Raw genomic sequence first — 14,446 nt, forward strand, 5'->3', positions numbered from 1 at the left:
AGGCGGCCTAATCCGCTGCGGCGGCAGCCGCCAGTCTCGGCCTCGGGAACAGCTTGTTCTGGTCGTTTATTCTAGATAGTGCCATTCCGCAACGCGCCAAACACCGCCGACCACATTACGGGACTTGCAATCGGCCGCGCCGAGCGCGCTCAGCGGAAGTTGCCCTTGGTCTCCGGGATCACGACGGCCCCGATCAGGTAGATCACGAAGACGCCGACCGCGAAACAGGCCAGCGACATCGGAATCTCGGCGGGACTGCCGCTCACCAGCGAGACGACGGTCGGCATCATGCCGCCCAGCGCAAAGCCGATGTTCCAGGACAGGCCCGTGCCGCTGGCGCGCAAGGCGGTCGGGAAGCGCTCGTTCAGGAAGATCAGCACCGGTGCGTAGCCGGCATTGCCGATGAAGGCGATGGCAAACGCATAGAGCGTGATCTGCGTGGTGTCCTTGGTGGCAGCAAGGTTGAGATAGCAGAGCGGCAGCAGCACCGCCGCCAGCACGCCGATGATGAGGAACGTCTTCTTGCGGCCGATGCGGTCGCTGAGCGCACCGACCAGCACCGCGGAGAAGAACGCCGAGACGCTCGCGCCCATCAGGATCAGCGACGAAGTCTGGTTCGGGACCGCATTGATGACTTTCAGGAAGCTCGGCAGATAGCCCGAGGTCAGATAGTAGCCGGCGCCGCCCCCGAAGGTGATCAGCAAATTGACCAGCAAGACGCCGCGATATTCGCCGGAGAACACGTCCTTGACCGGCGCCTTCGAGACCTTCGCCTGCGTGTTGCCCTGCTGGCGCTTGAGCTCCTTGAAATACGGCGACTCCTCGAGGTTGCGGAAAATGAACCAGCCGAGCAGCGAGCTCAGGAGTCCAGAGAAGAACATGAAGCGCCAACCCCACACAGCGAAGGCATCGCCGGGGAAGATCGAGGACGTGATCAGGAAGATGAACGACGCGAGCAGCGCGCCGATACCGGCACCGCCGCCGCCGACCAGACCCGACATCGCGCCGCGCCATTGCGCCGGCACCGATTCGGTGCCGATGGTGTGGGTGGACGCCACGACGCCACCGACGAACACGCCCTGCACCAGACGTAGAGCCAGGAAAACGATCGGTGCGAAGACGCCGATTTGGGCGATGGTCGGCAGCAGGCCGAACGCCGCGGTGCTGATGCCGACGCCGATGATGGCAATCAGCATCGCCTGCTTGCGGCCATGCACGTCGGCATAATGCCCGAACACCGCCGAGCCGAGCGGCCGCATCAGCAGGGTCACGGCGAACGAGCCATAGACCGCGGCCAGCGACAGCGCTGCATTGCTCGACGGAAAGAACAGCGCGCCGATAACCGGCGCCACGTAGAGCAGAATGAACAAATCAAACAGATCGAGCGCCCATCCCAATACCGATGCGATGATCGCGTTGACCATCTGCTTGTTGGCGGCCGGCACCTGTGCGCCTGCGACCGGCATATCCATCTCAGCCATTTTTTACCCTCCCCGTTTGAAATGCGCCGCGGTTCGCGCCATTGCGAACCGCGGCAGTCGTTAATGTTGTTTGATCAGCGCCCCGCGAATTTCGGCGGCCGCTTGGCGTTGAAGGCCTCGACGCCCTCCTTGAAGTCGTCCGACTGGCGCAAACGGCTGTAGCAATGGCCCTCGAGCTCGATCGCGATCGCCAGCGTCGAATCCTCGGTGTCGTTGAGGAGCTTCTTGGCCGTACGCTGCGCCAGCGGCGAGAAGGTGCGGAGCTCGCCGACCAGCTTGTCGGTCGCCTTCTCCAGCTCGGCGTCCGGCACGCATTCGGTGGCGATGCCCCAATCGAACGCCTGCTTGGCCGAGATGCGCTTGGAGCGCATCACGATGTCCTTGGTGCGGGTGATGCCGACCATCTTCTGCAAGCGCGCCGAGCCACCCGAGCCCGGGATCTGGCCGAGCTTCTGCTCCGGCAGCGCGTATTGCGTGGTCTCCGACGCAATGCGGAAGTCACAGGCGAGCGACAGCTCGAAACCGACGCCGAAGCAATAGCCGCGGTTGGCGACGATGACGGGCTTGGCGCAGCGCGCGGGCGCGGCGATGTTCCAGGCGAGCTTGGAGACGTGCTCGGGGCTCGCTTCCATGAAGCCGCCGATATTACCGCCGCTGGAGAAGTGTTCGCCCTCGCCCCGCAGCACGATGATGCGGACGCGCGGATCCTCGTCCAGCGTCTCGAAGGTCAGCCGAAGCTGGTCGCGCTGCGGCATCGCCACGACGTTGTAGGGTGGGCGGCCCAGGATAATGTCGGCGCGCTCATGCGCCTCGTCGATCTCGACCTTGAACCCGTCGAGCTTGACGAGCCGGGGATCGGCGAATGTATAGGGTGACGACATGTTGGCTTCCTTCTGTTGATGATCGATGATCAGGCCGCGTCCGATGGCGGCAGGCGCTCGGCCTCGTATTCTCCGGCGACGAGCAGTCGACGCAGCAGCTTGCCGACGGGCGATTTTGGAATCGTGTCGACGAAGACGTAGCGGCGCGGCCGCTTGAAATTGGCAAGGCCCGAGGTGCGGCAGAACTGCTCGAGCTCGACATCCGAAACCGAGCGATTTCGCTTGACGAAGGCGGCGACGACCTTGCCCCACTTCTCGTCGGCCACGCCGACCACCGCGACCTCGTCGACCGCCGGATGCAGCGACAGGCAGCTCTCGATCTCGACCGGCGAGACGTTCTCGCCGCCGGTGATGATCATGTCGTCGACGCGGCCGGTGACGAACAGGTCGCCATCGGGATCGACGAAGCCGGTGTCGCCGGTGAAATACCAGCCTTCGCGCAGCGACTTGGCGTCGGCCTCGGGGCGTCGCCAATAACCTTCAAAGGCTTCGTCGCCCTTGAGCGTTGCGATGATCTCACCCTCCTCGCCGACCGCGGCGAGGTCCGAGACCGAATGCGCGCCGATGCGCACCACCTTGATGTGCTGGTTCAGCCCGGCCTTGCCCGCCGACCCCGGCTTTGCCGCGGCATTCTGGTCGATCGTAAACGTGTAGATCTCGGAGCTACCGTAGTGATTGACGAACAGGTCCGGCTTGAACGCCTCGTTCAGCTTCTTCAGCTGTCCGTCGGTCATCGACGCCCCCGCAAAACCGAGCTTGCGGACGCTGGATACATCGGTCTTGGCAAAGGCCTCGTGATGGACGAGGTCGTGATAGAGCGTCGGCACCAGATAGAGATTGGTGATCGCTTCCTGCTCGATCAGCGCCAAAGCCTGGCGGCTGTCATAGCGCGGCAGGCAGACGAAACTGCCGCCGATCAGCGACATCGCCAGCAGCGAGCGGACGCCCATGGTGTGATAGAGCGGCATCACGCCGAGCGTGCGCTCGCTGCGGCCGTAGAGGTTTTGCGCCACATGGGCGATCGCCGCGGCGCGTTCGGCACGATGCCGACGCGGCACGCCCTTTGGCCGCGAGGTCGTGCCCGAGGTGTAGAGCATGATCGACCAGGCGTCCGTGCCGACGCGCGGCTCGGCATCGGGCGCGGCGTCCCGGATCAGATCGGCAAAGCTCGTCGCCTCGCCTATGCCGGGATCGACGGATATGCGTAGCAGCTTGCCGGCCAGCGCCGATCCCTGCACCGCCTCCGCCGAAATGTCCTGATAGACGACCGCGCAGGCTTCGGCGTTCTCGATGCAATAGTCGAGCTCGTCGGCCTTGGCGCGCCAGTTAATCGGGGTGACGACGAGACCCGCAAACTGGCAGGCCCAGTGCAGCGTCGCCGCCTCCCAGCGGTTTTGCAGCAGCGTGACGACGTGATCGCCCGGCTTGAGGCCGAGGCGGTCGAAGGATGCCACGAGTGCGGAGATCTTGTCGTACCATTGCCGGTAGGTCAGGCGAAGATCGCCGTCGACCAATGCAATGACGTGGGGATCGCGCGCGGCGCTGGCCATGAAGCTGCTGGCGAGATCAAGCATCTGACGTCTCTTTTTTGGATGAAGCAAGCTGGGCGGCGGCTTCCAGCGCCGCCTGGATGATCGGGGTGTAGCCGGTGCAGCGGCACAGATGGCCGCTGAGGAGATCGCGGATCTCCGCTTCCGTCGGCGAGCGGTTGCGGCTGAGATAGTGATCGAGCGACATCAAAATGCCGGCGGTGCAGAAGCCGCACTGGAGCGCGTGGTTGCGGCGGAACGCCTGTTGCAGCACGCCGAGCCGGTCAGCGGACGGCGCGAGCCCTTCGACCGTCCTGATCTCGCAGCCATCGACTTGCGCTGCGAGCGTCAGGCACGACCGCGTCAGCGTGCCGTCGACGACGATGGTGCAGGCGCCGCAGACGCCGTGCTCGCAGCCGACATGGGTTCCGGTCGCACCAATCTGGTGACGCAGGAAATCGGAGAGCAGCGTGCGCGGCTCGGCTTCCGCCTGGACGAGCTTGCCGTTAAGCGTGACACGGACGGAATGGCGGTGATCGGCCTTGAGGCGGGTCATTGCAGCACCTCGCAGATCAGGTCGCGGCCGATCATGCGGACGAGGTCGCGGCGATAACGTGCGGTGGCGTGGACGTCGTCGCGCGCGCCGAGCTCGTAGGCGAACGCGTTGAGGGCATCGTCGAGCGCGCTGCCCTCCAGGCGCGGCCAGTCGCGCATGGTCGGCACGTCGGCGACGCCGCCGACGGCAAGGCGCACGCCCGCGGATGTCTTCATCGCGGCACAAGCGACGATGGCGAAATCGCCATGGCGGCGGGCGACCTCACGGAAGGCGAAGCGCGTTCCCTTGACCACCGGCAACGAGATGCCTTCGATCAGTTCGTCGTCGCCGCGCGCCGTCAGCATCATGCCGGCGAAGAAGTCTTTTGCCAACACGCGGCGCCGCCGTTTGGCGCTGCGCAAAAACACTTCGCCGCCGAGTGCGACCAATGTGAGCGGCATCTCGGCGCTGGGATCGGCATGCGCGAGCGAACCGCAAATGGTGCCGCGGCTGCGGGTCTGCATATGCCCGACCCATGGCAGCGCCAGCGCCACCAGCGGCAGCGCCTCGGCAAGATCGGGCCAGGCGAGCAGATCGGCTTGGCGCACGCCGGCGCCGATGACGACGGCATCGCCCTTCTGCTCGATCTTGCGCAGCTCCTCGAGGCGCATGATGTCGATCAGAAGCTTCGGCTTGGCGAGCCGCATGTTGAGCATCGCCATCAGCGACTGGCCACCGGCGAGCACGCGGGCATTGCCGCCTTCCTGCGCGAGCCCTTCGAGGACATCGCCGACAGTCTCGGCGCGGAGATAATCGAAAGCTGGCGGCTTCATCGGCGCCCTCCGAACAGGCTGGCGAGCTTCGCCACCAGCGCGAACAGCGAGAAACCGCTGCCGGTCGCACCGCCGCCGCTGGCCTTGCGCGCCAGCGCCGTGAAGAATTGGCCGATGATCACGCGCGTGGCGCCGTCGAGCAGGCGGCCGCCGATGCTCGCGACCTTGCCGCCGATCGCGGCGTCGTAGCTGTAGGTCAGCCTCGTGCCGCCGCTGCCGTCGGGCACGAGCGTGATGCGTCCCTCGGCGTTGCCGAAGCCGAGCGCGCCGGTGGCGCCGCCGCGCAACGTGACCGCGCGCGGCGGATCGAGATCGAACAGCTGGACATCGGCGCGATAGCGACCGCTGACGGGGCCGATGCCGAGCGTGACGTCGGCGCGGAAATGCGTCTCCGTGACCTTGTCGACGCGCTGGCAGCCGGGAATGACGGATTGCAAGGTGTTCGGATCGAGCAGCATCGCCCAGACCTGCTCCGGCGCGGCCTTCACCGAGGCTTGCCCCTCGCCGCGCAGCCGCCGGTCGCCTTCGCGCACGGACGCCGCGATCGCGCCGCCAGCCGGCGGCGGTTCGGCACCGCGCACCATCTCTGCAAGCCGCGCCGGCACCAGCGGCAGCGTGATGTCGGCAACGCCGAGCGCATCCGCGACCGCATTGGCGATGCAGACCGGCGTCGACATGCAATTGCCCTCGCCGACGCCTTTCGCCCCGAGCGGCGTGAACGGCGACGGCGTCTCCATGTGGATGATCTCTGGCTCCGGCACCTCGGTGGTGGTCGGCAGCAGATAGTCGGCGAGCGTTCCCGTCAGAAAGCTGCCGTCCTCGGCGTAGGCATATTCCTCGTAGAGCGCGGCGCCGAGCGCCTGCGCAAAACCGCCGCGGATCTGACCGTCGACCATGCCGGGATGCAAAATGGTGCCGCAATCATGCATGGTGACGTAGCGGTCGATCCGCGTCTCCAGCGTGGTGCGGTCGATCTCGACGCCGCAGAAGTCGAAAATGAAGCCGTGGCAGAGCGAGGAGTTGATGCGGTCGTCCTCGTCGGGCGGCGTCAGCTCCGGCGGCGTCCAGAACGCGGTCTCGCGGATGGTCTGGCCGGCATCGTCTGGCAGCGAGCCGGGCGACCAGTGGCTCAGCGCGGCGACACGCGAAAAGGCGATCCGGTTCTCAGGATTGTGTTTTGAGGCGACGAAGCCGCGCGCGAAGACGATATCGGCTGCCTCGACGTTCAACTGGCTGGCGGCGATGCGGGCGAGCCGGCCCGCGACACGCTCGGCGGCGAGTTTCGCTGTGCCCGCGACCGCCGCGGCAAAGCGGCTGGCGTAATTGCCCGACGCGATCGACCAGGCATCCTTGGCCGTGTCGATCTCGGTGTTGACGCGAATGTCCTTCGGTTCGAGGCCGAAGACGTCGGCGACGACCTGCGACAGCACGGTCCGATGGCCCTGCCCCTGCGGCACCGAGGCCACGTGAACCGTGACGCTGCCGACCGGATCGAGCCCGACGGTCGCGGTCGCCTGCGCCCCGTTCTTCGGGCCCGCCTTGCGGCGCTCGGCCGCCGTCAATACGGTGGTGATGTAGCCCATGTTGGAGACGCTGGGCTCGACCACGGCGGTGAAGCCGATGCCGTAGAGGCCGCCACGCGCCCGCACCTCGTCACGCATCGCCTTGAGTTCCGCGAGCCTGCCCTGCTCGACCGCGCGCGCGACCGCCTCCTGGTAGTTGCCGGAATCCAGCAACGCACCAGTGGCCGTGCGATAGGGAAAGGCGCCCACATCGATCAGATTGCGCTTGATGACATCGAGCGGATCGAGACCGAGCCCGATCGCGATCCGCTGCACCAGGCGCTCCAGCGCAAAATAGACCTGCGGTCCGCCGAAACCGCGGTTGAGGCCGGTCGGCGTCTTGTTGGTGACGACGACGCGGTTGCGGATCCTGACGTGGCGGATGTCGTAGGCGCCGGTCAGATTGCCATGCATGCGGTAGAGCGTCGCGGGCTCTGGCGCGCGTAGATGCGCGCCGCAATCCTCGACCTGGTCCCAGTCGAGCGCAAGGATCTTTCCGTCGGCCGCAACTGCCGCCGACAGCGTCGTTGCACGGTTGGTGGCCGACACCGATGCGGTGAGATGCTCGAGCCGGTCCTCGATCCACTTCACCGGCCGTCCCGTGACGCGCGCCGCAGCCGCGATCAGCACGATATACGGAAACACGCCCTGCTTGACGCCAAAGCTGCCGCCGGAATCCGGCGGCGTGCGCAGCCGCAGCCGGTTGCCCGGCACCTTCAGCGCGCGCGCGATCACCGTGTGGATGCTGAACGGGCCCTGGAAATTGGCGAGCACCTCGAACGCATCTTCGCCGGCATCGTGCGAAGCGACGACGCCATAGGTCTCGATCGGCGTGCAGGAATTGCGGGGGTATTTGATGTCGATGGAGAAGCGATGCGGCGCGTCCGCAAAGGCCTTCTGGGGATCGCCATAGCTGAAGTGGCGATCACTGGCGAGATTGCCGGGAAAGCCGTCGTGCAGCAGCGGTGCATCCGGCGCGAGCGTGCCGAGCGGATCGACGACGGCAGCGCGCGGGCGATATTCGACATTGATCAGCTCGGCCGCATCCTCGGCGCGGGCGCGGTCGGTGGCAACGATCACAGCCACGGGCTCGCCGACATAGCGCACGCGATCCATCGCGATCGGCCAGCACTCGACCGGCGCCTTCACGCCGACGACGAGGCTCGCGGTGACGGCCTTGACGTCGCTGCCGATCAGAACGGCGGCAACGCCCGGCAGCCGTTTTGCGGCGTCAACGTCGATCGAGAGAATATCGGCGTGCGCGTGCGGAGAGCGCAGGATGGTCGCGTGCAACGTACCGGGCTGAACGCCGAGATCGTCGATGAAGCGGCCGCCACCACTGAGCAACGCGGCGTCCTCGACGCGTTCGATCGAACGCCCGACCCACGGCTCATCGCCACGTCCCGGATTTGCGGATTTGACCGCCTGCAACATGTCCCGGCATACCTCCCGACGCGCTCTTTGACGCGGCGGTGACAGATGTCAGGACGGCGGGTGCGCGGGCCATACCGCCCGCTCTCACGACTTACCAAATCGTCTCATTCGAGCGCGTGCAGCGCAATATCAGCCCACAAGACTCAACCTGCAAGACGCGAGACGTTGCGAAACTCGCGCGGGCTGACGCCGGCATGATCGCGGAAGAAGCGCGTGAAATGCGCAGGCTCCGGAAAGCCGAAACGCTCGCTGAGTTCGCCGAGCGGCGTCTCTTCGCGCATCACCGCATCGAGCGCGCGCTCCATGCGCACGACGTTGAGATAGATCTTTGGCGAGACGCCGAGCGAGGCGTCGAACAGGCGGAAGAACTGCGCGCGCGACAGGCCCGCGCCTCTCGCGAACTGGTCGACGCTGGCATGGGAATCCTGCACCCGCATCGCATCCATCGCCCGCCGGATCCGCCAGTCGCAGCTCACCGCACTCATGCTGCGGATCGAGTTCGGGAAGCTGCGCCAGGGCGTGAAGCGTTCGATCACCGCGATCATGAGGTCCGACAGCGTCTCCTCATGGGTCCGCACCGCGTCCGGATTTGCCATCATTTCGGCCGCCAAATGCAGCGTGAGCTGGCGGATGCGCGGCGACACCTCGCCCGACGGCCGCTCGAAAAAGCCCGGTGCGCCGCTCGCGGCCCATCCGGGACGGAATTCCTTCAGCCATTCCGGCTCGATATAGAGCGCCATGATCAGCGTGCGCGGCCGATTGGCGTCATGCACATAGGCGTGCGGCTTCCAGCCGTCGACGAGCACGGCGGTCGTGTCCGTCAGCGGCGTGACCCGGTCGCCGACCAGAAACTGCGTGTCGGCGCCTTCGACCTTGAGCAGGACGTGGCAGTGATGATGGGCGTGACGGACCAGCGAACGGTCCATGTCGAGCAGAGCGACCCTGCCAAAAGCGCCATGAGCGATGCGCAGGGCCGTCGACATCAGTTCCTCCCTCCCGGCATTGCGCCGCAAAACGATTGGCTTGTTGACGCGGCACTATAAGCAGCACCCGCTACATATTCCAACGGCGCAAACCGACGCAAGTTGCTTCCAAGCGGTAACCCGCTCATGTCTACGCCTCCGCGAGAAGCCGCGCGACCGCGGCGCTGGGGTCGGCCTGCAACGCTGTGGCGAGATCGACCTCCTCCTCGCCCTTGACCCGGATGCGCTTGAAGGCGAGTTCGGGCGCGCTGACCGGCGCGGTCGCATCGAGGCCCATCTTGGCGCTGATGCCGTTGTCCGTGGTCGGATCGAGTTTCGAGCCGAGCGCGCCAGCCACGACCATGAGGTCGCGGTCGGCCTGGAAGCGCGTCGCCACCGCCCATTCGATCTCCTCGGATGAGGAAATGTCGACGTCCTTGTCGACCACGACCACCTGCTTGATGTCGTAATGCGCGCCGAAGGCGCACATCATGATGTTCTTGGGCTCGCCATCGTTGGTCTTGTCCATTCTGATCGCGAGATGATAGCGGCAGGTGCCGCCGCGCGTGAGGCGGACGTCGAGCACATTTGGAAAACTGCGGCGCAAGTGCTGAAGCAGCGTCGCCTCGCGCGGCACGCCGCCGAGGATGAGATGCTCAAAACCGCCGCCGACGATGGTATGGAAAATCGGCGCCTTGCGATGCGTGATGGCATCAACCTCGATCACCTCGCGATTGGCGCGCGGACCGTAATATTGAGGGAATTCGCCGAACGGCCCCTCCGGCTCGCGCACAGCCTGAAGAATACGTCCCTCGATTACGATCTCCGCATGGGCGGGCACGCGCACCGAATTGGTGCGGCATTTGACGACATCCACGGGTGAGCCGAGCAGCGCGCCCGCAATCGCCATCTCGTCCTCGTCGAGCGCGGCAATCGCTTGCGATGCCAGCATCAGCGCCGGATGCGCGCCGATCACGATCGCGATCTCCAGCGCCTGGCCCAACTCTTCGGCGAGACGATAATAGGAGAGCGTGTGCCGCGGCAGCAGCAGCACGCCGATACGGTTCTTGCCGGAGATCTGGCAGCGGTGGATCGAGACGTTCTGAACGCCCGTCTTGGGATTGCGGGCGATCAGCAGACCGGCCGTGATGTAAGGGCCGCTGTCGCGCTCATTGTGCTTGGGCACCGGAAGCTGGCGCAGCAGATCGACCTCGTCGTGCACGACCTCCTGCACCGGACCGCTCGCGACCTCATGGATGGGGAGCGGATTGCTCGCGGCGGCCAGGAAGCGCGGCAGCAACTGGTCCTCGGTGACGCCGATGGACTCGGCGACCCAGTCACGGCCGGCGAAGAGATTGGCGACGACGGGAATCTCGTGCCCGTCGGGGCGCGGAAACAGCACCGCGCTGTCGCGCTCCAGCCGCTTGGCGATCGCGGCGAGCTCGTCAGCCAGCCCAATGCCCTCACGGGCAATCGCAAGCCTGCCGCGTTCGGCGAGATGGGCGAGCCAGGCGCGCAGATCGGCGGGCGAGCTCACACCTTTCGCGGCAACATTCTCCATTCGCATATGACGGGTCTTTCCTTGGTCTCTAAGTCAGGTCGCCATCTTGCGCAGCGGCGGCGAACGGCGCCTGAGCGCTTCGCCCTCGCCCCAGCGACGCACCACGCCGATATCGATGTCGAAGAGGTCGAGCACGCGGCCGACGGTGTGCTCGACCATGTCGTCGAGGTTTTCGGGTTTGGCATAGAAGGCCGGCACCGGCGGCGCGATGATCGCGCCCATCTCCGATAGCGCCGTCATGGTCCTGAGATGCCCGGTGTGCAGCGGGGTCTCGCGCACCATCAGCACCAGGCGACGGCGCTCCTTCAGCACCACATCGGCGGCGCGGGTGAGCAATGTCGTGGTCACGCCCGAGGCGATCTCGGACATCGAGCGCATCGAGCACGGCGCCACGATCATCCCGGCGGTACGGAACGAGCCGCTCGAGATCGCCGAGGCCATGTCGTCGATCGCGTGGCTGACATTGGCGAGCGCCCTCACCTCCGCGATCTTCAGATCGGTCTCATAGGCAAAGGTCAGTTCGGCCGTCTTCGACATCACCAGATGGGTCTCGACGCCGGCATTGCGCACAAGCTGCAGCAGGCGCACGCCATAGGTGACGCCGGAGGCGCCGGAAATGCCGATGATCATCCGTTTGGGCGTTGCGTCCTGCATATGTCTGGTTTCGCTCCCTGGGTCCCGCCCAACGCGGGTCCGCCGCGAGACTAGGCAATTCCAGTCATCATCACAAATAATGATTGATTATATCATTCATCATAACTCGAACCCCCGACCCCAGGATTATGATTCCCGTGCTCTGACGGTATGAGTCCTTGGCGCGGGTCTTTTGCGCCGATCCGGGCCGAAGCGCCCGGGAAAAGCCTACCCCGACAGGCACTTGCAGGGCGATTTTCCGTCCCCTCGCCGCCGCCCCGTGCTACGATAGTGCTACGGCAGGGGTCACGGAGGTGGGCCATGTCAGGCTCACGCAGGCCAGCTGAGAAGTCCACGCGGGTCCTGATCGACGACGAGGTGGTGACCGACGCGCTCGCCCGTGCGGCGCGCGCCAAGGACTCGAATGAGTTCTACGACTACTGCGACACGGAGCAACGCTACCTGATCCTGCGCCAACGCGGGCCCCGCGTCGGCTGGTTCGTCCGCGCCAACGGCCAGATGAAGCGGATCGGCAATGCCAAACGCGAGCCCGGCGACGGCAACTATCTTGCTGTGAAAAAGGCGCGCGACACCGCCGGCGCGCGCTACTATGCGATGCGATCGGGCCGACGCCCGCGCACGAAGGGGTGGAGCTGGGCCGACCTCGACCGCGAGTTCCAGGCCTCGCGAGGCGTCAAGCGCAAGAAGGGCAAGCGCGTCAAACTGCCGGCGCCAAGCACCCTGAGCGATATCGCGGGTTGCTTCGACAAGCCTCAGTTCGCCGCGTGGCAGGCCAAGAGGCTGTCCCATCTGACCGACGTCGACCTGATCGAACTGCTCGATGCCGTCCACCTCGCGCGAGGGCACGGCGCCTGCTGCAAGACACTCGCCTGGGTTCGGGCCGCGCTGACCTGGGCCCGTTCAGAACGAACCATCGAGAGCGGACTCGTCGGCGTCGTGCCCTGGTGGGAGGAGATCAAGCCGCCGCAGCCGACAGCCGATGAAATCGAGGAGATGGAGGACCGCGATCGCGAATTCAACGCAGCAAGGGCGGCGTTCAAGGTCGAGGCGCTGGGTAAGCTGCTCGTCGTCCACGAACGCTATTGCGCCGGACGCAGCGGAAACCGGAAGGTCTCGCCCGCCGTCCGGGCCAGCCTGTGGTGGCTGGTCTTCACGCTCAACCGGAAATACACCTGCACCCAGCTCAGGCGGAGCAAGCTGCAATATGCCGATCCGCTGAACCCGTATTCCACTGCCGCTCAACCCTGGGGCACGGCGGAATGGCCGGCCCAGGGTGTCAAGAACAAGCGGCGATTTATGCTCCCTATCCCGCCGTTCCTGCTCCACATCGTGCGCTGTTGCGAGCGAGATTTTGAAGCGCTTATCGCCAAAAAGCGCGGCCTGCGCAGCAGGAGCGATTGGATGTTCGCCTCCTCCCGAAGATGGAGCCGCCGCAATCACCCCCAAAACCCGGATCCCGGGCTCTATCCAAGCAGCCTGAATGCGCATTTGCGCGCCATGGGCGGCAGGAAGAAGAACAGCAAAGGAGAGTACACGGAAAACTATTTGCGGGATCTGCCGCGCTTCTGGCCGCACCTCGTGCGGACCATCGGAACGGATTTCCTGAATGCGCAGCCCGACAAGGTGTCTCGCGCAGCGGCATCAGCCATGCTCGGCCATGTTCTACCGCGCGACCGAAACGATCCGGACGACGAGATGTCGGAAGTCACCCGGGAGTTTTACCTCACGAGCCAAGACATGCCGTTGAAGATCGAGGCGATGAAATTGTGGAGCGACGCCGTGCTGAGCGCCTATGTCAAGGCCGGAGGCACGTTGCCCATGCCACACGAACTCGACCAAAACCGCCCGGAGAAGCTGGACTGGCCGCTGCCGAAGCTGCCGCAGGTCGCGGGACCGCAGCATCACCGGGGCGGTTCGCAGCCGCGCCGCGAGCGCGGTTCACGACCGGCGGCGAACCATGGCAAACGGCAACAACGGCAGGGCCGGCTTCGCAGGGCGTAGGCTTAGTTAGGTGCTGTGGCGGGCCGCCGCTGTCGGAGTGCGGCGCCAGTCGAAGTGCGTCCCCTAATCCCCCTGCAAGTCGTTGGAATCGCATGCGCTGACTCTCTCGCGTCGATGCGAATGTTGACGGCTGCCGAGCAAAGTACGCCCCCTATCGAAAGTCATGGTCCCGATTGACCTAAGCCGCAGCACTTCCGCTCGCGGAAATCAGCAAATCCGCCGGAATATGGAAACGTTCGCGCAGACGCTTCACCATCGTCATGCTCAATTCGCGCTTGCCGGACATGACCTCACTGACGCGACTCGCAGTGCCCAGAAGCGGCACAAGATCAGCGCGCGTCAAACCATGTTGCTCCACCAGATAGGTCAGTAAATCGGGCAACGGCGGCGCTTTGCGCGGCCAGCGCGCGCGTTCATACGCCTCGATAAGGCGAGCCTGAGCTACCATGCGCGCTCGATCGGCAGTCTCGTTAGATTGCATCAGCTTGCCGACAAGCGCCTTGGCCGCCTCATGATCGGCCTGGTTCTGGATAATTATCAATGTTGCCTTCATCACACCGTCTCCGCGTCCACCTTGTCATAGTCTTCATGACTGCCGAAAAAGCGGATCATCAACACGCCATCACGATATTGAACCATGGCGATCAGGCGGTAGTCATTGGCCTTGATGTTGAACACCACACGTCCGCCTTTCAGGATACTCGCCTTGGGATGCGATCGCTTCACCTGTTGCGGCGTCCGCCAGTCCGAAGCCTCCGCAATCGCCAGCCATGCCCTGTATTGAGCGCGCGCCGCATCGATGCCCCGATGACCAGAGCGCTCGGCAAAATAGCGTTCAACAATGTCCGTGCCGATCACCAGCATGAAAGGATACTACCGTCGATTTCCCAAAAATGGAAGAGGGTATTTCCATTTTTGGGAAACTCACGCGGCCCGCCGATAGCAAGATCGCCTTGCACTCGGGCTAATTCACGATTCGTTCGGTTCGCACTTTCGCGGCGAAACCGAAGCCC

Annotated in this window: 12 protein-coding genes; 1 reads left to right on the forward strand and 11 read right to left on the reverse strand. The window is 65.1% G+C overall.

The window, feature by feature from the left end; genetic code table 11:
- Positions 1–149: 149 nt before the first annotated feature.
- From GWG65_RS23750 to GWG65_RS23790, 9 genes are all read right to left on the reverse strand, one after another.
- Entirely contained in the window at positions 150–1,481 is a 1,332-nt protein-coding gene (locus tag GWG65_RS23750) for an MFS transporter (RefSeq protein WP_275197994.1), read from the reverse strand.
- Positions 1,482–1,555: 74 nt separating this feature from the next.
- Positions 1,556–2,362: an enoyl-CoA hydratase-related protein gene (locus GWG65_RS23755; RefSeq protein WP_275197995.1), complete on the reverse strand. Its 807-nt coding sequence runs from the start codon at positions 2,360–2,362 to the stop codon at positions 1,556–1,558.
- Positions 2,363–2,391: 29 nt separating this feature from the next.
- A complete protein-coding gene (locus tag GWG65_RS23760; protein WP_275197996.1) occupies positions 2,392–3,936 on the reverse strand; it encodes an AMP-binding protein in 1,545 nt (514 codons plus the stop codon).
- Positions 3,929–4,447 carry a (2Fe-2S)-binding protein gene (locus GWG65_RS23765; protein WP_275197997.1) on the reverse strand — a complete coding sequence of 173 codons (519 nt, stop codon included), beginning with the start codon at positions 4,445–4,447 and terminating at the stop codon, positions 3,929–3,931. Before GWG65_RS23765 ends, GWG65_RS23760 begins: the two co-directional genes overlap by 8 nt.
- Positions 4,444–5,259, reverse strand: a complete 816-nt coding sequence (locus GWG65_RS23770; RefSeq protein WP_275197998.1) for an FAD binding domain-containing protein — start codon at positions 5,257–5,259, stop codon at positions 4,444–4,446. Before GWG65_RS23770 ends, GWG65_RS23765 begins: the two co-directional genes overlap by 4 nt.
- On the reverse strand, positions 5,256–8,255 hold the full coding sequence (locus GWG65_RS23775) for a molybdopterin cofactor-binding domain-containing protein (RefSeq protein WP_275197999.1): 3,000 nt from the start codon (positions 8,253–8,255) through the stop codon (positions 5,256–5,258). The genes GWG65_RS23770 and GWG65_RS23775 overlap by 4 nt, the downstream gene beginning before the upstream one ends.
- Before the next feature lie 143 nt (positions 8,256–8,398).
- Complete coding sequence (locus GWG65_RS23780) at positions 8,399–9,238, reverse strand: AraC family transcriptional regulator (RefSeq protein WP_275198000.1); 840 nt, start codon at positions 9,236–9,238, stop codon at positions 8,399–8,401.
- 130 nt (positions 9,239–9,368) lie between these two features.
- Positions 9,369–10,784, reverse strand: coding sequence for a UbiD family decarboxylase (locus GWG65_RS23785; protein ID WP_275198001.1), 1,416 nt, complete (start codon positions 10,782–10,784; stop codon positions 9,369–9,371).
- A gap of 27 nt (positions 10,785–10,811) precedes the next feature.
- Positions 10,812–11,432, reverse strand: coding sequence for a UbiX family flavin prenyltransferase (locus GWG65_RS23790; protein WP_275198002.1), 621 nt, complete (start codon positions 11,430–11,432; stop codon positions 10,812–10,814).
- Between the two features lie 300 nt (positions 11,433–11,732).
- Here GWG65_RS23790 and GWG65_RS23795 point away from each other — a divergent pair, with 300 nt between their 5' ends.
- Positions 11,733–13,433: a hypothetical protein gene (locus GWG65_RS23795; RefSeq protein WP_275198003.1), complete on the forward strand. Its 1,701-nt coding sequence runs from the start codon at positions 11,733–11,735 to the stop codon at positions 13,431–13,433.
- Positions 13,434–13,611: 178 nt separating this feature from the next.
- Here GWG65_RS23795 and GWG65_RS23800 read toward each other — a convergent pair whose 3' ends face one another.
- Both GWG65_RS23800 and GWG65_RS23805 read right to left on the reverse strand, forming a co-directional pair.
- Positions 13,612–13,986 (reverse strand): XRE family transcriptional regulator, encoded by a 375-nt coding sequence (locus GWG65_RS23800; protein ID WP_275198004.1) that lies wholly within the window; start codon positions 13,984–13,986, stop codon positions 13,612–13,614.
- A complete protein-coding gene (locus tag GWG65_RS23805) occupies positions 13,986–14,297 on the reverse strand; it encodes a type II toxin-antitoxin system HigB family toxin (RefSeq protein WP_074124010.1) in 312 nt (103 codons plus the stop codon). Before GWG65_RS23805 ends, GWG65_RS23800 begins: the two co-directional genes overlap by 1 nt.
- Positions 14,298–14,446 lie beyond the last annotated feature (149 nt).

Origin of the sequence: Bradyrhizobium sp. CSA207, from assembly GCF_029051685.1 — a bacterium.
Classification (GTDB): domain Bacteria; phylum Pseudomonadota; class Alphaproteobacteria; order Rhizobiales; family Xanthobacteraceae; genus Bradyrhizobium.

What these genes read in the sequence shown, in the direction of transcription:
- GWG65_RS23770 (WP_275197998.1), bottom strand. Translation starts at nt 5,259, where the DNA reads ATGAAGCCGCCAGCTTTCGATTATCTCCGCGCCGAGACTGTCGGCGAT.
- GWG65_RS23805 (WP_074124010.1), bottom strand. Translation starts at nt 14,297, where the DNA reads ATGCTGGTGATCGGCACGGACATTGTTGAACGCTATTTTGCCGAGCGC.
- GWG65_RS23755 (WP_275197995.1), bottom strand. Translation starts at nt 2,362, where the DNA reads ATGTCGTCACCCTATACATTCGCCGATCCCCGGCTCGTCAAGCTCGAC.
- GWG65_RS23780 (WP_275198000.1), bottom strand. Translation starts at nt 9,238, where the DNA reads ATGTCGACGGCCCTGCGCATCGCTCATGGCGCTTTTGGCAGGGTCGCT.
- GWG65_RS23750 (WP_275197994.1), bottom strand. Translation starts at nt 1,481, where the DNA reads ATGGCTGAGATGGATATGCCGGTCGCAGGCGCACAGGTGCCGGCCGCC.
- GWG65_RS23775 (WP_275197999.1), bottom strand. Translation starts at nt 8,255, where the DNA reads ATGTTGCAGGCGGTCAAATCCGCAAATCCGGGACGTGGCGATGAGCCG.
- GWG65_RS23800 (WP_275198004.1), bottom strand. Translation starts at nt 13,986, where the DNA reads ATGAAGGCAACATTGATAATTATCCAGAACCAGGCCGATCATGAGGCG.
- GWG65_RS23785 (WP_275198001.1), bottom strand. Translation starts at nt 10,784, where the DNA reads ATGCGAATGGAGAATGTTGCCGCGAAAGGTGTGAGCTCGCCCGCCGAT.
- GWG65_RS23790 (WP_275198002.1), bottom strand. Translation starts at nt 11,432, where the DNA reads ATGCAGGACGCAACGCCCAAACGGATGATCATCGGCATTTCCGGCGCC.
- GWG65_RS23760 (WP_275197996.1), bottom strand. Translation starts at nt 3,936, where the DNA reads ATGCTTGATCTCGCCAGCAGCTTCATGGCCAGCGCCGCGCGCGATCCC.
- GWG65_RS23795 (WP_275198003.1), top strand. Translation starts at nt 11,733, where the DNA reads ATGTCAGGCTCACGCAGGCCAGCTGAGAAGTCCACGCGGGTCCTGATC.
- GWG65_RS23765 (WP_275197997.1), bottom strand. Translation starts at nt 4,447, where the DNA reads ATGACCCGCCTCAAGGCCGATCACCGCCATTCCGTCCGTGTCACGCTT.